Below are 24,406 nucleotides of genomic sequence, written 5' to 3' on the forward strand. Positions count from 1 at the left end.
TTATCCACAGAAAATTAATAATTTAATAATAATAAATTTATTTATTTAATTATCTTTTCTTTTAAAAAAATAAAAAATAGTTAATTAATAAATCATATTTGTTTTCAAAAAACAAATAATATGATATAAAGGTTAAAAATATTAAAATATATATATATATAACTAAAGTTAAATAAGGTAATTAGAATGTATAAAAAAAAATATGATGTTATCATTATTGGAGGAGGACATGCAGGTATTGAAGCAGCTTCTGCTGCAGAAAGAATGAAATGTGAGACGTTATTAATTACTCAAAAAAAAAATACTATTGGAATTTTATCATGTAATCCTTCAATTGGAGGTATCGGAAAAGGGCAATTAGTAAAAGAAATTGATGCGTTAGGAGGTTTAATGGCTATTGCTACTGATCATGCAGGTATACAATTTAAAATTTTAAATTCTAGAAAAGGACCTGCTGTTCGTTCTACTCGCGCACAAGTGGATCGTGTATTATATTTTCAAAAAATTCAAAAACTTTTATTATCTCAAAAAAAACTAACTATTATTGAAGATGAAGTAAAACAATTAATTATTGAAAATAAAAAAATTGTTGGAGTTTTAACTATTAAGAACTCAAAATATTATAGTATGTCAGTTGTTTTAACTGCTGGTACTTTTTTACGTGGAAAAATTTATATTGGTTTATCGACTATAGAAGGAGGACGTTTAAAAGATTCATCATCTAAATTTTTATCACAAAATTTGCGTGATTTAAATTTTCGTATACGTCGATTAAAAACAGGGACTCCTCCGCGATTAGAAAAAAAAAGTATTAATACTACTTTTTTAGAAAAACAACTTAGTGATAATCCTGTTCCTGTTTTTTCTTTTTTGGGAAAAATTTCCGATCATCCTCTTCAAATTCCTTGTTATATTACATATACAACGCATAAAACTCATGATTTAATTTTTAAAAATTTAAAATATAGTCCATTATATTCTGGGTTAATTAAAAGTTCTGGCCCTAGATATTGTCCTTCAATTGAAGATAAAATTATTCGATTTCCAGATAAAATGCGTCATCAAATTTTTTTAGAACCAGAAGGTTTACATAGTGATCTTTTTTATCCTAATGGTATTTCAACTAGTTTGCCATTAGATGTTCAAATTTCTTTAGTTCGTTCTCTTCCCGGTTTAGAAAAAGCTAATATTATACAACCTGGTTATGCAGTAGAATATGATTATTTAGATGCAAGAGATTTAAATTTAACATTAGAATCAAAATTTGTTTCTGGCTTTTTTTTAGCAGGTCAAATTAATGGAACAACTGGTTATGAAGAAGCAGCAGCACAAGGATTATTAGCAGGTTTAAATGCCGCTTTATATGCACAAAATAAAAATTTATGGTATCCTTTACGTAATCAAGGTTATTTAGGTGTTTTAGTTGATGATTTATGTCATAAAGGAACTTTAGAACCTTATCGTATGTTTACATCACGTGCAGAATATCGTTTATTATTACGAGAAAGTAATGCTGATTTACGTTTGACTGAAATTGGTTATCAATTAGGAGTAGTAAGCGAAAAACGGCGTTTAAGATTATTGGAAAAAAAAAAAAATATTGAAAAAGAATTAAAATATTTAACTCATACGACAATATTTTATAATTCTTCTCAAGCAAAAATTTTAAATTTTTTTTTACCAAAAAAATTAACTCGTAATTTTTTAGCAATTGAATTATTACGTCGTCCTCAAATTTTTTATTCTATGTTAATTAGTTTAGAATATTTTTTAAATAATATTAGTGCTCAGGATTTTGATGCTATTTTAGAATTAGAAACTCAAGTAAAATATGTTGGATATATTCAGCGTCAAATGGCTGAAGTTAAAAAATTTTTTTATTATGAAAATACTATTTTACCTAAAAATTTAGATTATACTACAATTCATGGTTTATCGAATGAAGTATCTTCTAAATTAAATTTTTATCAGCCATATTCTTTAGGTCAAGCTTCAAGAATTTCTGGTATCACCCCTGCAGCAATTTCTATTTTATTGATTTTTTTAAATAAATAAATTATTTTTTACAAATTTTTAATTATAAAAATTTTTCTTTTTTTTCAAATTATATATGATATAATTTCTAAAATTTTTTTATAATATATATTTTTAATTATAATAAATATTTTAAAAAATTAATGTTCAAATAATTAAAAATTTTTAAAAAATAAAAAAATTTTTATATTGAGAAAAATTTGAATGTTTATTCTTTTAAGATTCGACAGGGTTTTTCCTGCCGATTTTTTTTTAAAATATTAAATTTAGTATTTTATATATCTATATTATCTGCATTTAAAGCATTTTTTTCTATAAAAATTTTTCGAGGTTCTACTATGTCTCCCATTAATGTACTAAATAATTTGTTAGCAGATTCTTTATCTTGAATTGTTACTTGTAACATTTTTCTTGTTTTAGGATTCATAGTTGTTTCCCATAATTGTGTGGGATTCATTTCTCCTAAACCTTTGTATCTTTGAATCGTAATATTTTTTTTTGTTTCTTTAATTAAATTTTTAATAATGTTGTCTATATTTTTCAAAAAAAAATTTTTTTGTTTATATTGTATTAAAATTTTTCTTTTTTTTAAAAAAATAATTTTTTGTGCAAATTGATTAATTTTTTTAAAAAGTTTTGAATTAATGAATTTTGGAGTAATTTGATAAAAATAGTTTTTTTCATAAGTTTTAAATTTTATTTGTAATATCTCTGTTTTTGTAGTGTGTATTATTATTTTTTTATATTTTTCATGATGATTTATAGTATTTTTATTTAATTTTGTTATTAAATTTTGAATCCATACATTAATTTTTTCAAAATTTTCTAAAGAAATTAAAGGTTTTATATATAGCATTGTTTTCAAAATGTTTATTGGAAGATTGTAAGAAGATTTTAAAAATAAATGCTCTAATTTTTTGTATTTTTTAATAATTTCAGATAAAGATTCTGAAAAATATTTTTTTTTTAGATTTTTGTAATAAATAAGTTGGGTTTTTTTTAATGCATAATTTAATTGATAATTATATAATTCTTTTTCATCATTTAAATATTTTTCTTTTTTACCTAATTTGATTCGATATAATGGAGGTTGTGCAATATAAACGTGTCCTTTTTCTATAATTTCTGGCATTTTTCGAAAAAAAAATGTTAATAATAATGTACGTATGTGAGAACCGTCTACATCTGCGTCTGTCATAATAATGATATTATTATATCGAAGTTTTTTAGGATTATATTCTTCTTTTCCAAATCCGCATCCTAAAGCTGTAATTAATGTTAATAATTCTTGTGATGTAATAATTTTATCAAAAGTTGCTTTTTCAATATTTAGTATTTTTCCTTTTAAAGGTAAAATTGCTTGATTTTTTCGATTTCTTCCTTGTTTTGCTGATCCTCCAGCTGAATCTCCTTCTACCAAATATAATTCTGAATGTAAAGGATCTCTTTCTTGACAATCAGCTAATTTTCCTGGTAAATTTGTAATATCTAATATATTTTTTTTTCGTGTTATTTCTCGAGCTTTTTTTGCTGCTTCTCTTGACCGTGCTGATTCTAAAATTTTATGTGTAATATTTTTTGTGTCATGAGGATTTTCTAGCAAATATTCCATTAAATTTTCATTTAACAAAGTTTCTACAACTGATTTTACTTCTGAAGAAATTAGTTTTTCTTTTGTTTGTGAAGAAAATTTAGGATTAAATAATTTAATTGATAGAATTGCTGCTAGTCCTTCTCGTGTATCATCTCCAATAATATTTATTTTATTTTTTTTATTTAAACCTTCTTTTTCAATATATGTATTAAAAGTTCTTGTTAATGCCGCTCGAAATCCTGATAAATGACTTCCTCCGTCTTTTTGGGGTATGTTATTAGTAAAACAATGTATTGATTCGCGTAATCCAGTATTCCATTGCATTGCGATATTTACAAAGATATTCATTTTTTTTTTTTTAAAATGAAAAATTTGATTATGTATTGGTATTTTTTTTTGATTTAAAAATTTAACAAATGCTTTAATTCCTCCAGTATTTTTGTGTATTATAGTTTTTTGATTATGTAAATTTTTGAGTGTAATAGAAATTTTAGGATTCAGAAAGGATAATTCTTGTAATCTTTTATTTAAGATATCTTCTTGAAAATGTATATTTTTTGTAAATATTTTTTTGTTAGGCCAAAATTTGATTTTTGTTCCATTTAAAGTACTAGTTCCAATATTTTTTAAAGGTTTAGAAGCATTACCATGATAATATTTTTGATAATATTTTTTTTGATTGCGATAAATAGATAATTCTAGTTTTTCAGAAAGTGCATTTACTACAGAAATACCTACTCCATGTAATCCTCCTGAAATTTTATATGAATTTTCATCAAATTTTCCTCCAGCGTGTAAAACTGTCATAATTACTTCTGCTGCAGAAACTCCTACTTCTGGATGTATATCAATAGGTATACCTCGGCCATTGTCTTGGACTGATATAGAATGGTCTAAATGCATAATAATATTAATAGATGTACAATATCCTGCTAATGCTTCATCAATGGAATTGTCTACTACTTCAAAGACCATATGGTGTAAACCAGTGCCATCTTCTGTATCTCCTATATACATTCCTGGTCTTTTTTTTACTGCATCTAAACCTTTTAAAATTTTTATATTTGACGAATCATATTTTTTTTGCATTTTTTTTTCTTTTTTAGTTTTTTAAAAATTAAAATTTTTAAATAGTGTCATATTTTTTTTGTAATATTATAATTTTTTTTATACTGTTTAATTTTTATAAATGTAATGGCATAATAATAAAACAAATTTCTAATTTTTCTTTTGAGTGTATTTGAATACTAGTAATTGGATTTTTAAATAAAAAATTAATGTTTTTTGTTTGTAGAGCATTTATTGCGTCTAATAAATAAAATACATTTAATGAAAATTCAAATTTTTCAGATATTTTAGATATTTTTAGGATATCTTCAGATTGTTCATCGTTTTGATTATTTGTTGTAATTATTAATTTTTTTTGAAAAAAATTTAAAGTAACACCTTTAAAAAGTGTATTACTCAGAATAGAAGCTCGCAATAAAGATTCTTTAAGTATTGATGAAGAAATAGAAATTTCAGTATATGGTGGTGTGAGTAGAATATTAGTATAATTAGGAAAATCTCCTTCTAATAATTTTGAGGTAAGTTTAATTTTATTAGTTTTAAATGTAATTTCATAATGACTAATAGTTAATTGTACTATAGTTTGTGTATCGTGTAATAAATGCATTAATTCAATAATACATTTTTTATGTAATATAATTCGAAAATTAGGAATTTTTTTATCTAAATGAGTTTTATATAGAGCCATTCGATGCCCATCTGTTGCTACGCTATATAATGTATTATTTTTTATTTCAATTAACATTCCATTTAAATAATTACGGACGTCTTGATTTGCGATAGCAACTTGCGTCATAGAAATAATATTCTTTAATTGTTCTTGGAATAAAAAAAATATAATTTTTTTTTGAGAATGATTAAATTTTGGAAAATTTTTTGCTGGTAAAGTAACCATACGAAAGTTGGATTTTAGGATTTTTATATATGCAACATTATCAATAATTTGAAATTTTAAAATAGTTTGTGATGGTATATTTCGGCAAATATTAAGTAATTTTTTTCCTGCAATAGTAATTTTTCCAATTTTTTGTATTTGTAATTCTTTTTTTGGAATTAAAATAGAAATTTCTAAATCTAGATTAGAACAAAATAATTGTAGACCTTTTTCATTAATTTCTAATAGTACGTTTTCAAGTATTGGGTAAATAGGATTTTTAGTTAAAATATTACTAATTTTTTTGAATGCGTTGAAAAAAATTTCTTTTTTTATAGTAAATTGCATAAGATTATAGAGATAATTTGTAAAGTAAATTTTTGAAATCTTTTAAAATTTCATGATTTTTTTTTTTTAAATTTTTTATTTTTCGACAAGCATGTAATATTGTTGTATGATCTCGTCCGCCAAAAAAATTTCCAATTTCAGGTAAACTATAATCTGTTAATTTTTTTGTTAAAGAAATAGCGATTTGACGGGGGTATGTTATAGAGCGTGATCTTTTTTTTGATAATAAATCCATAATAGTAATATTATAATATTCTGCTACTTTTTCATGTATTTTTTTTATAGTGATTTTTTTTTTTTGTATTTGTAAATGGTCTTTTAGTATGTTTTTTGCTAATTTAATAGTGATTGGCTTTTGTATAAAAATAGAATGTATTTTAAGATTATTTAAAGCTCCTTCTAATTCTCTGACATTTAAAAAAAGTTTTTTTGCAATAAATTTCGCTACGTCGTATGGTAAAGAAATATTTTTAATATAGGCTTTTTGTAATAGAATTGCAATTCTAGTTTTAAAATCTGGTGGATCAATTGCTACTGTTACTCCCCATCCAAAACGAGATTTAAGTCGTTGCGCAACTCCTGTTAATTTTTGAGGATAACAATCTGAAGTTAAAACAATGTTATGGTTACCATCAAATAATGTGTTAAATGTATGAAACAATTCTTCTTGTGAACGTTCTTTTTTAGAAAAAAATTGAATATCATCAATTAATAAAATATTCACGGATCGATAATAATTTTTAAATTCTTCAATAGAATTGTTTTTTAATGATTTCACCATATTTTGTACAAATTTTTCTGAATGTATGTAGATAACTTTTTTTAAAATTTTTTTAGATAAAATAAAATTTCCTATTGCATGTAATAAATGTGTTTTTCCTAATCCGGTATTTCCGTAGATAAATAAAGGATTATATGAATGGTGTAATTTATCGGCAATTTGATAAGCAGAATATTTAGCTATTTGATTAGTTTTACCTTCAATAAAATTTTTAAATGTATATTTTTTATTGATGTTAGTTTTATTATTAAATATATTTTTTTTTGTAAAATTGTAATTTTTTTTTTCAAAAATATTTGATGAATTTGAACAGATTTTTATTTCTTTTTCATATGGTATAATTTGTAAAATAATGCAAGGTGGTTTCATGAGGCAAAATTTATTTAATAATTGTTTTAAATTTTTAATATATTTTTTTTTAATCCAATTTAGAACAAAATTATTTGGTGCATACAAATGTAAAAAATTATTATGTATTTTTGCTTTTAAAGGTCGTATCCAAATACTAAATTCTGCAGGCGTTAATTGTTTTTTTAAATGTTGAAGACATTGTTCCCAAATTAAAAGAGACATAGAGATTCCTAATGTTTAAAAATTTTTTTTAAAATAATTCTATTAGTAGTTTTAAAAAATTTTAAAATGTTTTTAGTGTTTTAAATTTTTTAGTATTATAATATAAGATGTTTTGAATTATAATAAATTTATATTTATAATAATTAAGTATTTATGATTTGTATTTAAAAATGTATTTTTTTTAATATTAAATTTTAAGGATTTTTTAATGAAACGTACTTTTCAACCTTCACGAATTAAACGGAAGCGTTCACATGGTTTTCGTGCGCGTATGTCTACAAAAAATGGTAAATGTATTTTATCCCGTCGACGTTCAAAATTACGTCGTATTTTAAGTGCATGATTTTAACATAAAAAGATATCATTAATATGAAAAATTTTTCTTTTCATAAGAAGTTGCGTTTAAAAACAACACAACAATTTCAAAATGTTTATCAAAATAATCAAAAAAAAATTACTTCAGAATTTGTAGTTTTTGGTCGATTAAATAATTTAACTTTTCCAAGATTAGGGTTATCAATTTCTAAAAAAAAAGTAAAATATGCTTGGAATCGGAATAGAATTAAACGGGTTATTAAAGAATGTTTTCGACTGTTGCAATATTATTTGTTATTTATGGATTTTATTGTAGTGGTTAAAAAAGATATTAGTTCTTTAAATAATTATACTCTTGTAAATATTATTAAAAAATTGTGGTTTTATCGTATTACATAAAAAATTTTTTTAAAAATTTTTTATTTTTTTTATGAGAAAATTAATTATGGATTTTAAACGGAATTTTATTATTTTTGTATTTTTAATTTTGTCTTTCTTTCTTTTTAAAGTATGGAAAAGAGAAAATATTTTATCTCAAAATTCTACAATGCATACACATGTTAGTCAAAAAAAATTTTTTAAAAATTATTCAAATTCTACAAAAAAAATGATTAATCTAAGTACAGATGTATTATCTTTAAATGTTAATTTGTTTGGTGGTGATATTGAAGGAGCTGATTTATTAAAATATAAAAAAAATTTAAAAGAAATTAAACCTTTTACTTTATTAAAATGTACAAAAAATTTTTTTTATAAAATTGTTAGCGGACTATCCGGAAAAGAAGGTATAGATTTTTTAAAATTAAAAAAGAGGCCAATGTATCAAACTACATCAGGATTGTTTCGTTTAAAAAAAAATGAAAATATATTAAAAGTTCCATTATTTTGGAAATTAAAATCTGGAATTATATATGTTAAAACTTTTATTTTAAAAAAGGGTTGTTATGATTTTGATATAGAATATACAATTTATAATCCTTTAAATAAAAAATTAAATGTTACTTTATTTTCTGAAATTCAACAAACATCTATTTTTCCTAAATTTTTTAAAAATACCTGGAAAGATTTTTTTTCTTTAAAAACTTATAAAGGAGCTGCTTATTCATGCGATAAAAAAAATTATACAAAATATAGTTTTGATGAAATTAAAAAAAATAGAAAATTTTTTTTTAGTACAAAATCAGGTTGGATTTCTATGTTGCAACAATATTTTTCTGTAGCATCTATACTTAAGCATAGTAAAAAAAATTTTATTTATTCATATTTTTTAAAAAATAATACTTCAGTTCTTGGAACAATTTCTAAAAATAAAATTGTTTTACCGCATTCTATTCAAAAATTTTCTTCTAAAATTTGGATTGGACCTTCAATATATAAATATTTAAGTAATGTAGCAAAACATTTGAATTTAATTATTGATTATGGATGGTTTTGGTTTTTATCTCAATTTTTTTTAAAAATATTATTATTTTTTTATAGTTTTATAAATAGTTGGGGTATAACGATAATTTTAATTACAGTATGTTTGCGAAGTATAATGTTTCCATTAATAAAATGGCAATATTCTTCTGTTAATAAAATGAAAAAAATACAACCAAAAATTTCGCAAATTAAAAAAAATTTTTTTAATGATTCTTTAAAAATGAATCAAGAAATTTTAAAATTATATCAAAAAGAAGAAATTAATCCTTTTAGTAGTTTTATACCTATATTAATACAAATGCCTATTTTTTTAGCTTTATATCACGTGTTAATAGAAGCTATTGAATTAAGACATGCTTCTTTTTTATTTTGGATTCAAGACTTATCAGCACAAGATCCATATTATATTTTACCTATTTTAATGGGTATCAGTATGATTGTAATGAATTTTAATATTCCGAAAATGGAGACAGATGATTTGTCTCAAAAAATGATATATTTTGTTCCTTTAATATTTACTATTTTTTTTTCTTGTTTCCCATCAGGATTAGTTTTATATTATTTAGTTAGTAATGTTGTTACTATTATACAACAAAAAATGATATATTTTTTATTAAAAAAAAATACATAATTTTTTATAAATATATAAAGAGTTTATTTTTTAATATTATATTAGGTTAATAATGAATAGAAAAAATACTATTGTTGCAATTGCTACTTCAGTAGGAAAATCAAGCATTGGTATTGTAAGAGTATCAGGTCCTGATGTTTTATTAGTTGCAAAAAAAATTTTAAAAACGAAATTGGTAGAACGATATGCACATTTTTTACCTTTTTTTGATAATAAAAATAATATTATTGATCAAGGTATCGTGTTATTATTTTTATCTCCTCGTTCTTATACTGGAGAAGATATTTTGGAATTTCATGGACATGGAAATTTAATAGTTTTAAATCTTTTAATTAAAAATATTTTATTAATAAAAAATGTGCGTATTGCAGAACCAGGGGAATTTTCTAAAAGAGCATTTTTTAATAAAAAAATTGATTTAATACAAGCAGAATCTATTTGTGATTTAATTAATGCTGATACAGAATCAAAAGTAAAATCTTCTTTACAATCTTTAACGGGTGATTTTTCTAAATATATTCGTAAAATTGTTAAAAAAATAAATGATATAACTATTATTTTAGAAGCTACAATTAATTTTTCAGATGAAGTTCCAGAAGAAAAAAATTTTTTTAAAAAAATAGATAATAATTTAACACAACTGATTTATTTATTACATCAAGTAACTAAGATTTCAAAACAAGGATGTTTATTACGTGAAGGTATAAAAATTATTTTAATTGGCCCTTCTAATGCCGGAAAATCTAGTTTATTTAATCGATTATTACATAAAAAAGTTTCTATTGTTACAGAAATAGAAGGAACTACTCGTGATATATTAAAAGAAAACATTTGTATAAATTTTTTTAATATACAATTAATTGATACTGCAGGATTGCGTCATAATCCAGGAAAAATTGAAAAAATTGGTATTCAATTAGCAGTAAAAGAAATAAAAATATGTGATTATATATTTTTAATTTTAGATAGTACTATAAAAAAAGAAAAACATTTATATTATATTCAAAAGATCGCCCAAAAATTACAAAATTTTCAAAAATTAATTATTATTTTTAATAAAATAGATTTGTTAAATTTTAAAATTTTGTTAAAAGATTATCCATCAAAATATTTATATTTTTTTATTTCTTTAAAAACAGATATAGGTGTTAAAAAAATTTTTAAATTTTTAAATAATCTTTCTAAAAAAGATAATAATCTTGAGAGTACTTTTTTAGCTCGTCAAAGACATTTAGAATTATTAAAATTATCTTTAAAATTTATAGAAGAAGGTAAACATGAATGGAATAATTTATATTCTTTTGAATGTTTATTAGACAATTTAAGATTAGCAAAAAAATATCTTTTTCAAGTGACTGGGAAATTTTCACATAATGATTTATTAGAAAAAATTTTTTCAAAATTTTGTATCGGTAAATAAATATTTAATATAAAAATATTAAAAATTTTATAAATTTTTAATATATTAAAATTTATGCCCGAAGGCGGAATTGAACCACCGACACGGGGATTTTCAGTCCCCTGCTCTACCAACTGAGCTATCCGGGCATAAAAAATATTATCTCTGATAAAATATTGTTTGTCAAGTATTACATTTTTTTTATAAAGATATCATTATAAATTTTTTTTTAATAAAAAAGATTAAAAATTTATTTTTTAATTTTTTATATAAATATTTTTCAATTAGTATAAAATATTTTAATAGTATAAATAAAAATTATCGTGCCTCTTGAAATTTTTAAAAAATAACTATATATTTATATTTATAAAAAAGTATTATGAATTTTTTTTTAAAGAAATTAATGAATAATAATTTCTAACATAAGAAAGGTATTTAAAATATGAAAATTCGTCCATTACATGATCGGGTTATTATAAAACGAAATGATGTAGAATTAAAATCTGCAGGAGGGATTGTTTTAACTGGTTCAGCTGCAGAAAAATCTACACGCGGTACTGTTCTGTCAGTAGGAAAAGGTCGTATTTTAGATAATGGAACATTAAAAAAAATGGATGTTAAAGTAGGTGATACTGTTATTTTTAATGAAGGTTATGGAGCGAAAGTAGAAAAAATAGATCATGAAGAAGTTTTAATTTTAACAGAAAGTGATATATTAGCAATAATAGATTAAATTTATTTAAGAGCTTAAATTTTTTTATATACGAGTATTTTTTATTTTATATAATAAAAATCGAAAAGGAAAAATTTTATATGGCTGCAAAAGATGTTAAATTTGGGAATGAAGCACGTATTAAAATGCTTCGCGGTGTTAATGTTTTAGCAGATGCTGTAAAAGTAACATTAGGGCCTAAAGGAAGAAATGTAGTATTAGATAAATCTTTTGGGCCTCCTAGTATTACTAAAGATGGAGTTTCTGTTGCTCGTGAAATTGAATTAGAAGATAAATTTGAAAACATGGGTGCGCAAATGGTAAAAGAAGTTGCGTCTAAAGCAAATGATGCAGCTGGAGATGGAACGACTACAGCAACATTATTAGCTCAGTCTATTGTTAATGAAGGTTTAAAAGCGGTTGCTGCTGGTATGAATCCGATGGATTTAAAACGAGGAATTGATAAAGCTGTTGTAAGTGCTGTTGATGAATTAAAAAAATTATCAGTTCCATGTTCAGATTCAAAAGCTATTACGCAAGTAGGAACTATTTCAGCGAATGCAGATAAAAAAGTCGGTATTTTAATTGCTGAAGCTATGGAAAAAGTTGGTAAAGATGGAGTGATTACTGTTGAAGAAGGAACGGGTTTACAGAATGAATTAGAAGTTGTAAAAGGAATGCAATTTGATCGTGGATATTTATCACCTTATTTTATTAACAAACCTGAAACGGGTTTAATAGAATTGGAAAATCCATATATTTTAATGGCTGATAAAAAAATTTCTAATATACGTGAATTATTACCATTATTAGAATCAGTTGCAAAATCTGGAAAACCTTTAGTTATTATTTCTGAAGATTTAGAAGGTGAAGCTTTAGCAACATTAGTAGTGAATTCTATGCGTGGTATTGTTAAAGTATCAGCTGTAAAAGCACCTGGATTTGGGGATCGTCGTAAAGAAATGTTACAAGATATTGCAATTCTAACTGGAGGATTAGTAATTTCGGAAGAATTAGCAATGGATTTAGAAAAATCTTCTTTAGAAGATTTAGGTCAAGCTAAACGTGTAGTAATTTGTAAGGAAACTACTACAATTATTGGTGGTTCTGGAGATAAAGAATCTATCAAAAATCGTATTTCTCAAATTAGACAGCAAATACAAGATGCTTCTTCTGATTATGATAAAGAAAAATTAAATGAACGTTTAGCTAAATTATCAGGCGGAGTAGCTGTATTAAAAGTTGGTGCTGCAACTGAAGTTGAAATGAAAGAAAAAAAAGCTCGTGTTGAAGATGCATTACATGCGACTCGAGCAGCAGTAGAAGAAGGAGTAGTTCCTGGTGGTGGAGTTGCTTTAGTACGTGTTGCTGAAAAAATTTCTCGAATTAATGGAGAGAATGAAGATCAAAATGTTGGTATTCGAGTTGCATTGCGAGCAATGGAAGCGCCTTTACGTCAAATAGTAGCAAATTCTGGTGAAGAACCATCTGTTGTTACAAATAATGTTAAAGATGGACATGGAAATTATGGATATAATGCAGCTACTGATGAATATGGAGATATGATTTCTTTTGGAATTTTAGATCCTACTAAAGTTACTCGTTCTGCTTTACAATATGCCGCTTCTGTTGCTGGTTTAATGATTACAACAGAATGTATGGTAACTGATTTAGCAAAAGATGAAAAATCGACACCTGATTTAAACACTCCTCCTGGTGGTGGAATGGGTGGTGGAATGGGTAGTATGATGTAAAATTTTTTTAAGTTTTTTCAATTTTTTTTAAATTTTTTTTATTTATATTTTTGAAGAATTACCTTGTTTTCAAATTTTTTTGAGAACAAGGTCTTTTATTATGAAAAATATTTTTTTTATTTAATAAAAAATAAATAATATAATTTTCTTAAAAAAATAAAAAAATATAATATAAAAATTTTTTTAAAAAAAAATATTTTTATGATTTTTTAAAAAATATTTTTAATATTCATTTCCTGTAATATATTTTCTATAACTTTCCCATTCAAAAGTTAACCATAAACTATTTCCTAATCTCATGCGATCAATAACACGTTCGCCCAATAAAGCTTTCATTCCAAGATGATCTAAATTAGATAACATACCTGTAGAACGTTTAGAAGAAGATCGTCGATCTACAATTTGATTAATAATTATTTTTTCATAACGTGATTCGGTTTGAATACCAATTTCATCAATCATTAATAAATCTACTGTACTTAAATTATGTAATAAATTTTCTTCTGTCATAACACTAGATCCATTAAAAGTACTTTTCATATTAGACATTAAATCCGCTACCGTAACAATTAACACACTTTTTCCGTGTAAAATTAAATAGTTTCCAATTGCCGAAGCTAAATGATTTTTTCCAGTTCCCGGGCGTCCTGAAAAAATAAAACTTGCAATATTATTATTAAATTCTTTTGCATATTTTTTTGCTTCATATAAAACTTTTTGATGTCCTGAATGATGAATTTTATAATTTTCAAAAGAACAATTTAAATATAATTCACGAATTCCAGAACGACCAAAAATTTTTTGTATTTTCATAGCTTTATTTTTTTGTATAATACGTTCTGAAGATAAAATACCTTGTTTTTGATTCCAAAGTAATAATTCTTGATCAGTATAAAATTTTGGTTCAATATGAGTAGGAATAATTTTTTTTAATTTTTTTAAAAAATTTTTCATAGGTGTATTATCTTTTTTTTTAAACATTTGTTATGTATTTTTTTTAAAAAAAATCAAATTTAATTATAAAAAGATTTTATGTTGTATAATTTTTTTATTAAAGCAATTATTTTTTAAAATAATATTAATTTTTTTTTAAAATCTTATTTATGAAAAAATTTTTTAATATTTTTAAATCTGTATAATAATAAAAAATTTTTAAATATTTTTAATTTTATAAAGAGAGTATGAAACTTGTCCAGTATTTTTATTTTTTATACATTTCCAATTATTAGGGATTTTTAAATTTTTAAAATTTTTATTTTTTTCAATATAAATTAAAGAATTTTTTTTTATCCAATTGTTTTTATTTAATAAAATAATAGAATTATGTAATAGTTTGGTTTTTTGAAACGGAGGATCTAAATATATAATGTCATATGGTGTTCCTAATTTTTTAAGCCATTTTAAAGTATTTACACATTTTAAATGAACGTTTTGAATTTGTAATTTATGAAGTGTATTTTGAATATTAGTAAATAATTTTTTATTTTTTTCAAGAGAAGTAACAGATGCTGCAAATCGTGATGCGCTTTCTATACTTAAGTTTCCACTTCCAGAAAAACAATCAAGACAGGTAGAATTGTAAATAAATTTTTGTAACCAATTAAATAAAGTTTCTTTTATTTGACTATTAGTAGGACGAACTTTTAAATGGTGAACGGAATTTAAAAATTGACCTCCATATTTTCCTCCAATAATTTTAATATTTTTTTTATATTTATATTTTTTACTCATTATATTTGAATTTTTTTTAATTAATAGGATAATCTTTTATACCATAAAAAAAAAGAAAATCAAATTAAGAGGTTTTTATATATTATTATATAAAAAATATTATGACAAAAAATATAAATAATGATGAAAAATTTAATAATGAAAATTTAAAAAAGACTATTACAAAAAAAAAATCTTTTTTTTCTTTTACTAATTTTTTTAAAAAAACTAAAAATTTAATTTTACATAAAATTAAAAATATTTTTTTTAAAAAAAAAATAGATTCTTCTATTTATCATAATTTAAAAGAAATTTTATTATTAGCTGATGTAGGAATTATCACAACAAATTATCTTATTCAAAATTTTAAAATTACTATTCAAAAAAAAAATATTACTGATGTAGCAGAAGCATATAACATTTTTAAAAAAAAATTATATACTTTTTTAAAATTTGAAACTCAAAATTTTATTCAGAATGTTAATGATTTTAAAAAAATACATGTATTTTTATTTGTTGGTGTAAATGGTGTTGGAAAAACTAGTACATTAGTAAAATTGGCTTATTTTTATCAAAAAAAAGGAAAAAAAGTTTTATTAGTGGCGGGTGATACTTTTCGTGCTGCAGCTATAGAACAGTTAAAAGATTGGGGAAAATTTTATAATTTTCCGGTTTTTTCAAAAAATTTAGGGACTGATCCTTCTTCTGTTATTTTTGATTCTTTAAAATTTGCATTAATAAAAAAATTTGATATGGTTTTTATTGATACAGCAGGTCGGTTGCATAATAAAATAAATTTAATGCATGAATTAAAAAAGATTGATCGCGTTGTGAAAAAATATAAAAAGTATATTATTCAAGAAACAATTTTAGTTTTAGATGCTTGTATTGGTCAAAATTCGATACAACAAACACGTTTTTTTAATAAAACTCTTACATTATCTAATATTATTATGACGAAATTAGATGGTACTGCAAAAGGAGGTATTTTAATAGCTATTATATATGAACTAAAAATACCAATATATTATATATGTGTTGGTGAAAAAATTCATAATTTAGTTGAATTTAATAGTAAAAAATTTATTGATTCTTTATTTTAGTTTTTTTTATTTAAATATTATACATAATAATAAAAAATTTTTATATTCAAATAATGTTTTTATAAAACATTTTGACAGTTAAATCTTTCAATGATATTGTTTTATAATTATGAAAATTTTATTGTAATATGATATTTTTAAAAATGATTTATGAAATAAAATTTTTTTATTGCTGTAAAAATATGGAGATAAATAAAATTTTTTATTTCATAACACATCGAGGTTGAATTGTGTTCATGACTAATAAAAGTAATTTAACGAGTTTTTTTCATGTCGGTAGTTTAGAAGCTTATATTAGGATGGCTAATTCATTCCCAATGTTGACAGAAGCACAAGAAAAATTTATTTCAAAGCGTCTTTTTTTACATGGAAATTTAGATGATGCAAAAACTTTAATAATTTCTCATTTAAGATTTGTAATATATATTTCTCGAAATTATTCTGGTTATGGATTATCTCAAGCTGATTTAATACAAGAAGGAAATATTGGATTGATGAAAGCAATTAAACGGTTTAATCCTGATATTGAAGTACGTTTAATTTCTTTTGCGGTACATTGGATCAAATCAGAAATTCATGAATATGTTTTAAAAAATTGGCGAATTGTAAAAGTAGCTACTACAAAAGCTCAACGTAAATTATTTTTTAATTTAAGAAAAAATAAAAAACGTTTAGGATGGTTTAACGAAATGGAAATTACAATTGTAGCTCAAGCTTTAGGCGTCACACGTAAAGATGTAAAAGAAATGGAATCTAGAATGTCTGCTCAAGATATTACTTTAAATCATTTTTCTCAAGAGACAACATCAGAAAATAATTTTCAAGATGTTTTGTCTTCGATCTATTTAAAAGATCATACTTCTAATTTTGCAAATACAGTTGAATTAGATAATTGGGAATTACATACAAATAATAAATTAAATAATGCGTTATTAATTTTAGATGAACGAAGTAAACAAATTATCAAGAGGCGTTGGTTGGATTCAAATCCTAAACGCATTACTTTGCAAACTATTGCAAAAGATTATGGAATATCAGCAGAACGGGTTAGACAATTAGAAAAAAATGCTATGAAAAAATTGAAAATAGCTATTAAAATTTAAAGAGATTAATTTTTTTATTTTTTAATAAAAAAAATTTGTAATTAAAATTCATATTAATAAAAATATTTTTAAAAAATATTCTTTTAATAATATATTATTTTTAATAAGTCATGATTTTTTTTTAAAAAATAATATATATATTTAATATATAACAATATTTTTTATATTTTTTCATCAATTTTTTTTTAAAATAGGATAGAATCTAATGTCTATAAAAAATCATATTCTAGGATTTCCTAGAATAGGTTTAAAAAGGGAATTAAAATTTGCTCAAGAAAAATATTGGTCCGGACAGTGTTCTTTAGAGAAGTTATTAAAAGTTGGACGTAATATACGAAAAAATAACTGGAAAATTCAAAAAGAAAATAATTTAAATTTTTTAACAGTTGGTGATTTTTCTTGGTATGATCATGTATTAACAACAAGTATGATGTTAGGAAATATTCCTAAACGTCATATGTCTTTTAATAAAAAATTAACATTAGATATATTATTTAATGTAGCACGTGGAACAAAATCTACAAATGAAACAAATGGTCATGCATCAGAAATGACAAAATGGTTTAATACTAATTATCATTATATTGTTCCTGAATTTTATAAAGATCAAAATTTTAGTTTTTCTTGGAAACAAATTTTAGAAGAAATTGACGAAGCACGTGAGTTCAATCTTCCAATTAAAGTTGTGTTATTAAGTCCGGTTACATATTTATGGTTAGGTAAAGTAAAAGGTCATAGATTTAATAAATTGAAATTATTACCTGATCTTATTAAAATATATCAAAAGATTTTTAAAGAAATTCAGAAGAAAAACATTACTTGGATTCAAATTGATGAACCAATTTTAGCATTTGATTTAGATGAATCTTGGAAAGAAGCAATTTATTATACTTATAAAAAATTTGAATCTTTTTCAAAAATTTTATTAACGACGTATTTTGGAAGTGTTTTACATAATATTAAGTTAATTTCAAAATTAAATATTGATGGTTTACATATAGATATTGTTTCTGAAGAACCTGATTTGATGATTTTAAAAAAATATATTAAACCAAAATGTATTTTATCATTAGGAGTTATTAATGGAAGAAATATTTGGAGATCAGATTTGTTTTTTTGGTTTAATTATATAAAAAAATTTTTAAAATTCAAAAAAGAAATTTGGATTAGTTCATCATGTTCATTATTACATGTTCCAATAGATTTATCATTAGAAAATAATTTAAAATCTTCTATAAAAGAATGGTTTTCTTTTGCTGTACAAAAATGTTTTGAGATATCTTTATTAACGCAAGCTGTAAATAACAAAATTTCTTCTACTCAGTTAATAGAGTGGATAAAACCATTGAAAAAACGGAAATTATCTACGTTAGTTCATAATTCAACTACTCAATTACGTATTAAAAAAATTACTCAAAATTTATCAATTACAAAACGTTTAAATTCTTATTCGATACGTCAGAAAATACAACAAAAATTATTTAATTTACCTTTATTACCATTAACTACAATTGGGTCTTTTCCGCAAACAGAAAAAATACGTAAATTAAGACTAGATTTTAAAAATCAAATTATTACGCAAAATGAGTATTATACTGAAATTAAAAAATATATAAAATATGCTATTTCAGAACAAGAAAAATTAGATTTGGATGTTCTAGTACATGGTGAACCAGAAAGAAATGATATGGTTGAGTATTTTAGTGAATATTTAGAAGGATTTGTATTTACTGAATATGGTTGGGTTCAAAGTTATGGTTCTCGATGTGTAAAACCTCCAATTATTATTGGCGATATTAGTCGTATTACTCCGATAACAATATTTTGGACTAAATATGCTCAATCTTTAACTAGAAAACCAGTTAAAGGTATGTTAACAGGTCCGGTAACTATTTTATGTTGGTCTTTTCCTCGTGAAGATTTGCCATATGATATTATTGCTAAACAAATTGCATGCGCTATTATGGATGAAGTACGTGAATTAGAAAATTCTGGAATTAATATTATTCAAATTGATGAGCCAGCTTTACGAGAGGGTTTACCATTAAGAAAAAGTAAACATAAACAATATTTAGAATGGGCTACAGAAGCTTTTCGTTTATGTACTTTAAATATTAAAGATAGCACACAAATTCATACACATATGTGTTATTGTGAATTTCAAGATATTATGCCTTCTATTGTAGCGTTAGATGCTGACGTAATAACAATTGAAACATCGCGTTCTGATATAGAATTGTTAAAATTTTTTAAAAAATTTAAATATCCAAATTCTATTGGACCTGGTGTATATGATATACATACACCAGAGATACCTAAAATGCAAAATATTTATAAATTATTGTCTCAGTCCTTAAAGAATATTTCTCATACAAAATTGTGGGTTAATCCAGATTGTGGTTTAAAAACACGTACTTGGACAGAAACTCTTCTTTCATTAAAAAATATGGTTATAGCTGTTAAAATGCTTCGAAAAAAAATAAAATAATTTTTTGTATATTTTGAATATATTTTATTAAGCTGATGATGAGGCATTTTTTGCCTCATCTAATGATTGAACGATATATTTTAAGATATTAAAATAAAAAAATAATATTTTTAATTTTTATAAAAAATATATGAACTTTATTTTTTTTTTATTAAAAAAGATATAAAATATTTTAAATATATTGTATTCTTTTTAATAAAAAATTTTATTTTATATTATCGGCAGAATTTAAAAGTTCCGATAGATTTGCAGAAGCTTCTTCAGCACTAATAATTGAGGAAGATTGTTTTTTTTTTATTGTAAAATTAGTTTTTTTTTGGATTTTTTGTTCTTTTTTATTTTTTTTTTTTAATCTTTTTTTATGATATGAATATCCTGTCCCTGCAGGGATAAGTCGTCCAACAATAACGTTTTCTTTTAGACCGCGTAGTTCATCTCTTTTTCCAGCAACTGCGGCTTCTGTTAAAACGCGTGTAGTTTCCTGAAAAGAAGCAGCTGATATAAATGATTCAGTTGCTAAAGACGCTTTAGTAATTCCTAAAAGATCTCTTGAAAAAGTAGCTAAACTTTTTTCTTTTTTTTCTAATTTTTTGTTTTCTGATACAATTTTAGCAAATTCTAATTGTTCTCCCGGCAAAAAGTCAGAATTTCCAGATTTAATAATAGTAGATTTTCGTAACATTTGTCGTACTATTACTTCAATATGTTTATCATTTATTTTTACTCCTTGAAGACGATATACTTCTTGTACTTCGTGTACAATATATTTTGTTACTGCTTGCACTCCTCTTAAACGTAAAATATCATGTGGAGATTCCGGTCCATCCGAAATGATGTCTCCTTTTTCTATCCGTTCTCCTTCAAATACATTTAATTGCCTCCATTTTGGGATCATAACTTCATATATATCTTGATTATTTAAAGGTGTTAAAATTAACCGACGTTTCCCTTTTGTTTCTTTTCCAAATGATACAATACCACTAATTTCTGCTAAAATTGCAGGTTCTTTTGGTCGTCTTGCTTCAAACAAATCTGCTACTCTTGGTAATCCTCCGGTAATATCTTTCGTGCTACTTGAAGCTTGAGGTACTTTAGCTAATATATCTCCTGAAGTAATTTTCATTTTATTTTCTAATTGTACTATAGTTTTTCCTGGTAAAAAATATTGTGCTGGCATTTCTGTCCCTGGTATTAAAATATTATCACCAGTTTTAGTCAAAATTTTTAAAGAAGGTCTTAAATCTTTACCTATCACAGTACGTTCTGAAACATCTAAAATGATGATAGAAGATAATCCTGTTAACTCATCTGCTTGTCGTGTAATACTTTGTCCTTCTATCATATCAACAAATTGTACATATCCATTTACTTCTGTAATTACTGGTATTGTATGTGGATCCCATTGCGCTACAATTTCTCCGGCTTTAGCTGATTCTCCATGTCCTTTTGATAAAATAGAACCATATGGTACTTTATAACTTTCTTTCGTTTTTCCGAATTCATCAATCATTTTTAATTCGACATTACGTGCTGTAATAACTATTTTACCTTCAGAATTAATAACAGATTTTGAATTTTTTAAATTTATAATACCATTATATCGTATTTGTATATTAGATTCTGATGCTGCTCGAGAAGCTGCTCCTCCGATATGAAAGGTTCGCATAGTTAATTGTGTTCCTGGTTCTCCTATAGATTGAGCAGCAATAACTCCAATAGCTTCTCCTTTTTTTACTAATTTTCCTCGAGCTAAATCTCTTCCATAACAAGTAGCACAAACTCCAAAATAGGTTTGACAATTTACGACTGATCTTACTTTTATGGAATCAATAGAATATTTTGTTAATAAATTACATAAGTTTTCATTTAATAAAGTATTTTTAGGAATAATTATTTTTTTAGTATGAGGTTGACAAATATCAGTAATAGTAACACGTCCTAACACACGATCTTGTAAAGCTTCTTTAATATCTCCACCTTCTATTAAAGAAGTTAATGTAATACCTTTATTAGTATGACAATCATCTTCTGTAACAACTAAATCTTGTGCTACATCTACTAATCTTCGCGTTAGATATCCAGAATTTGCAGTTTTTAAAGCTGTATCAGCTAATCCTTTTCTAGCTCCATGAGTAGAAATAAAATATTGTAATACATTTAACCCTTCACGAAAATTTGCAATAATTGGAGTTTCTATAATTGATCCATCTGGTTTTGCCATTAAACCGCGCATTCCTGCTAATTGTCGAATTTGAGCCGCGGAACCTCTTGCGCCAGAATCTGCCATCATAAAAATATTGTTAAAAGACGGTTGCGTTTTAGTAATACCATGTTGATTATTCACATTTTCTGTAGAAATATTTTTCATCATAGCATTAGCTACTTTTTCATTTGCTGTAGTCCAAATATCAATAACTTTATTGTAACGTTCTCCTGAAGTTACTAATCCTGATTGAAATTGAGTTTGAATTTCTAAAACTTCTTGTTTTGCTTCTGTAATAATTTGATCTTTTTCAATAGGTACAATCATATCATCAATACCAACAGAAGTACCTGATTTTGCAGCATATGAAAAACCAATATACATGATTTGATCTGCAAATTTTACTGTTTCCTTTAATCCTAAAATTCGATAACATAAATTTAATAATGTTGAAACATCATTTTTATCTAAATTTTTATTAACTAATTTAAATGGGAGTCCTCGTGGAACAATATTCCAAAAAATTGCTCTTCCTACTGTAGTTTTTTGTATTTTTTTATATTTTATTGAAATATTTTTATTTTTTTTTTGATATTCTATGATTTGTATTTTAATGTATGCATGTAAAGACACAATTCCTAAACTGTATAATTTTTCAGCTTCGTTAGGGTTTGATAACAACATGTTTTCGCCTTTAGCATATAATTTACTACGTGTCATATAATAAATTCCTAAAACTACATCTTGAGAAGGAACGACTATAGGTTCTCCATTTGCAGGTGATAAAATATTATTTGTTGACATCATTAACAAACGTGCTTCATTTTGAGCTTCTTTAGTTAATGGAATATGTACAGCCATTTGATCTCCATCAAAATCTGCATTATAAGCTGCGCAAACTAAAGGATGTAATTGTATAGCTTTTCCTTCGATTAAAATAGGCTCAAAAGCTTGTATTCCTAAACGATGTAATGTAGGTGCTCGATTTAATAAAATAGGATGTTCACAAATCACTTCATCTAATATATCCCATACTATTGGTTCTTCTTGTTCTACCATTTTTTTAGCTGCTTTAATAGTAGTTGCTAAATTTCTTTGCTCTAGTTTTCCATATATAAATGGTTTAAATAATTCTAATGCCATTTTTTTAGGTAAACCACATTGGTTTAATCGTAAATAAGGACCTACAGTAATTACAGATCGTCCAGAATAATCTACACGTTTTCCTAATAAATTTTGACGAAATCGTCCTTGTTTTCCTTTAATCATATCAGCTAAGGATTTTAATGGTCTTTTATTAGATCCTGTTATCGATCTTCCTCGTCTTCCATTATCTAATAATGCATCAATTGCTTCTTGTAACATTCTTTTTTCATTACGAACTATAATATCTGGTGCTGATAATTCTAAAAGACGTTTTAAACGATTATTACGATTAATAACACGACGATACAAATCATTTAAATCAGAAGTAGCAAAACGTCCACCATCTAAAGGAACTAAAGGTCTTAAATCCGGAGGAAGAACCGGTAAAACAGTTAAAATCATCCATTCTGGTTTATTTTTAGAAAATATTAAAGATTCTATTAATTTTATACGTTTTGTAATTTTTTTTCTTTTAGTTTCGGAATGTGTATTTTTTATTTCTTCTTTTAAAGATAAACAAATATTTTTTAAATCCATGTTGCGTAATAATTTTTGAATAGCTTCGGCTCCCATTTGAGCTTCAAACTCATCAGTAAATTCTTCTAAAGATTCTAAATATTGCTCTTCTGATAAAATTTGACATTTTTCTAAATTAGTTAAGCCTGGATCTATAACAACATATGCTTCAAAATATAAAACTCTTTCAATATTTCTTAAAGGCATATCTAATAATAAACCAATACGTGAAGGTAAAGATTTTAGAAACCAAATATGAGCAATAGGAGAAGCTAGTTCAATATGCCCCATACGATCACGTCGTACTTTACTTTGCGTTACTTCAACTCCGCATTTTTCACATACTACTCCACGATGTTTTAAACGTTTATATTTTCCACATAAACATTCATAATCTTTAATAGGTCCAAAAATTCGAGAACAAAATAATCCATCTCTTTCAGGTTTAAACGTTCTATAATTAATAGTTTCTGGTTTCTTCACTTCACCAAACGACCAAGATCGGATAATTTCAGGAGATGCTAAAGAAATTCTAATGGCATCAAATTCTTCTGTTTTATTAGGAGTTTTAAAAAATTTTAATAAGTCTTTCACGGATAGAGTCTCGTTAATTTAAGATAGTGTATACGAGA

General features: G+C 24.1%; 16 protein-coding genes and 1 tRNA gene. 10 read left to right on the plus strand and 7 right to left on the minus strand.

Features of this window, described 5'->3' with window-relative positions:
- Positions 1-186 precede the first annotated feature (186 nt).
- Complete coding sequence (gene mnmG / locus BTSPAZIEG_RS00005; RefSeq protein WP_075472240.1) at positions 187-2,055, plus strand: tRNA uridine-5-carboxymethylaminomethyl(34) synthesis enzyme MnmG; 1,869 nt, start codon at positions 187-189, stop codon at positions 2,053-2,055.
- A gap of 253 nt (positions 2,056-2,308) precedes the next feature.
- Here mnmG and gyrB read toward each other — a convergent pair whose 3' ends face one another.
- The 3 genes from gyrB to dnaA all read right to left on the minus strand — a co-directional run bounded on the left by gyrB (position 2,309) and on the right by dnaA (position 7,272).
- Entirely contained in the window at positions 2,309-4,717 is a 2,409-nt protein-coding gene (gyrB, locus tag BTSPAZIEG_RS00010; protein WP_075472242.1) for a DNA topoisomerase (ATP-hydrolyzing) subunit B, read from the minus strand.
- Between the two features lie 94 nt (positions 4,718-4,811).
- Positions 4,812-5,918 (minus strand): DNA polymerase III subunit beta, encoded by a 1,107-nt coding sequence (dnaN, locus tag BTSPAZIEG_RS00015; protein WP_075472244.1) that lies wholly within the window; start codon positions 5,916-5,918, stop codon positions 4,812-4,814.
- A gap of 4 nt (positions 5,919-5,922) precedes the next feature.
- Positions 5,923-7,272, minus strand: coding sequence for a chromosomal replication initiator protein DnaA (gene dnaA / locus BTSPAZIEG_RS00020; RefSeq protein WP_075472246.1), 1,350 nt, complete (start codon positions 7,270-7,272; stop codon positions 5,923-5,925).
- Positions 7,273-7,480: 208 nt separating this feature from the next.
- Here dnaA and rpmH point away from each other — a divergent pair, with 208 nt between their 5' ends.
- Genes rpmH through mnmE form a run of 4 tightly spaced genes read left to right on the plus strand, consistent with a single transcriptional unit; the run spans position 7,481 to position 11,060 of the window.
- The gene (gene rpmH / locus BTSPAZIEG_RS00025; RefSeq protein WP_075472247.1) at positions 7,481-7,615 is read left to right on the plus strand and encodes a 50S ribosomal protein L34; all 135 of its coding nucleotides are present in this window, start codon (positions 7,481-7,483) and stop codon (positions 7,613-7,615) included.
- A 26-nt stretch (positions 7,616-7,641) separates the two neighbouring features.
- The gene (rnpA, locus tag BTSPAZIEG_RS00030) at positions 7,642-7,986 is read left to right on the plus strand and encodes a ribonuclease P protein component (protein WP_075472248.1); all 345 of its coding nucleotides are present in this window, start codon (positions 7,642-7,644) and stop codon (positions 7,984-7,986) included.
- A gap of 46 nt (positions 7,987-8,032) precedes the next feature.
- The gene (gene yidC / locus BTSPAZIEG_RS00035) at positions 8,033-9,640 is read left to right on the plus strand and encodes a membrane protein insertase YidC (protein ID WP_075472249.1); all 1,608 of its coding nucleotides are present in this window, start codon (positions 8,033-8,035) and stop codon (positions 9,638-9,640) included.
- A 52-nt stretch (positions 9,641-9,692) separates the two neighbouring features.
- Positions 9,693-11,060, plus strand: a complete 1,368-nt coding sequence (mnmE, locus tag BTSPAZIEG_RS00040; RefSeq protein WP_075472250.1) for a tRNA uridine-5-carboxymethylaminomethyl(34) synthesis GTPase MnmE — start codon at positions 9,693-9,695, stop codon at positions 11,058-11,060.
- Positions 11,061-11,115: 55 nt separating this feature from the next.
- Here the strand turns inward: mnmE and BTSPAZIEG_RS00045 are convergent.
- A tRNA-Phe gene (locus BTSPAZIEG_RS00045) sits at positions 11,116-11,188 on the minus strand.
- A 293-nt stretch (positions 11,189-11,481) separates the two neighbouring features.
- Between BTSPAZIEG_RS00045 and BTSPAZIEG_RS00050 the strand changes: the two genes are divergently transcribed.
- Both BTSPAZIEG_RS00050 and groL read left to right on the plus strand, forming a co-directional pair.
- Positions 11,482-11,772 (plus strand): co-chaperone GroES, encoded by a 291-nt coding sequence (locus BTSPAZIEG_RS00050; protein ID WP_075472252.1) that lies wholly within the window; start codon positions 11,482-11,484, stop codon positions 11,770-11,772.
- Positions 11,773-11,852: 80 nt separating this feature from the next.
- Positions 11,853-13,505 (plus strand): chaperonin GroEL, encoded by a 1,653-nt coding sequence (groL, locus tag BTSPAZIEG_RS00055; RefSeq protein WP_075472254.1) that lies wholly within the window; start codon positions 11,853-11,855, stop codon positions 13,503-13,505.
- A gap of 222 nt (positions 13,506-13,727) precedes the next feature.
- Here groL and dnaC read toward each other — a convergent pair whose 3' ends face one another.
- Both dnaC and rsmD read right to left on the minus strand, forming a co-directional pair.
- A complete protein-coding gene (gene dnaC / locus BTSPAZIEG_RS00060; RefSeq protein WP_082252454.1) occupies positions 13,728-14,459 on the minus strand; it encodes a DNA replication protein DnaC in 732 nt (243 codons plus the stop codon).
- Between the two features lie 198 nt (positions 14,460-14,657).
- On the minus strand, positions 14,658-15,236 hold the full coding sequence (gene rsmD / locus BTSPAZIEG_RS00065) for a 16S rRNA (guanine(966)-N(2))-methyltransferase RsmD (protein WP_075472258.1): 579 nt from the start codon (positions 15,234-15,236) through the stop codon (positions 14,658-14,660).
- 101 nt (positions 15,237-15,337) lie between these two features.
- On the opposite strand from rsmD, the gene ftsY reads away from it, so the two are divergent.
- The 3 genes from ftsY to metE all read left to right on the plus strand — a co-directional run bounded on the left by ftsY (position 15,338) and on the right by metE (position 19,909).
- A complete protein-coding gene (gene ftsY, locus BTSPAZIEG_RS00070; RefSeq protein ID WP_075472260.1) occupies positions 15,338-16,318 on the plus strand; it encodes a signal recognition particle-docking protein FtsY in 981 nt (326 codons plus the stop codon).
- A gap of 236 nt (positions 16,319-16,554) precedes the next feature.
- Positions 16,555-17,421 carry an RNA polymerase sigma factor RpoH gene (gene rpoH, locus BTSPAZIEG_RS00075; RefSeq protein ID WP_075472262.1) on the plus strand — a complete coding sequence of 289 codons (867 nt, stop codon included), beginning with the start codon at positions 16,555-16,557 and terminating at the stop codon, positions 17,419-17,421.
- 205 nt (positions 17,422-17,626) lie between these two features.
- The gene (gene metE / locus BTSPAZIEG_RS00080; RefSeq protein WP_075472264.1) at positions 17,627-19,909 is read left to right on the plus strand and encodes a 5-methyltetrahydropteroyltriglutamate--homocysteine S-methyltransferase; all 2,283 of its coding nucleotides are present in this window, start codon (positions 17,627-17,629) and stop codon (positions 19,907-19,909) included.
- A gap of 205 nt (positions 19,910-20,114) precedes the next feature.
- On the opposite strand, the gene rpoC is transcribed toward metE, so the two are convergent.
- Entirely contained in the window at positions 20,115-24,368 is a 4,254-nt protein-coding gene (gene rpoC / locus BTSPAZIEG_RS00085) for a DNA-directed RNA polymerase subunit beta' (protein WP_075472266.1), read from the minus strand.
- Positions 24,369-24,406 lie beyond the last annotated feature (38 nt).

It is taken from the genome of Buchnera aphidicola (Tuberolachnus salignus) (assembly GCF_900016785.1).
GTDB lineage: Bacteria > Pseudomonadota > Gammaproteobacteria > Enterobacterales > Enterobacteriaceae > Buchnera_F > Buchnera_F aphidicola_M.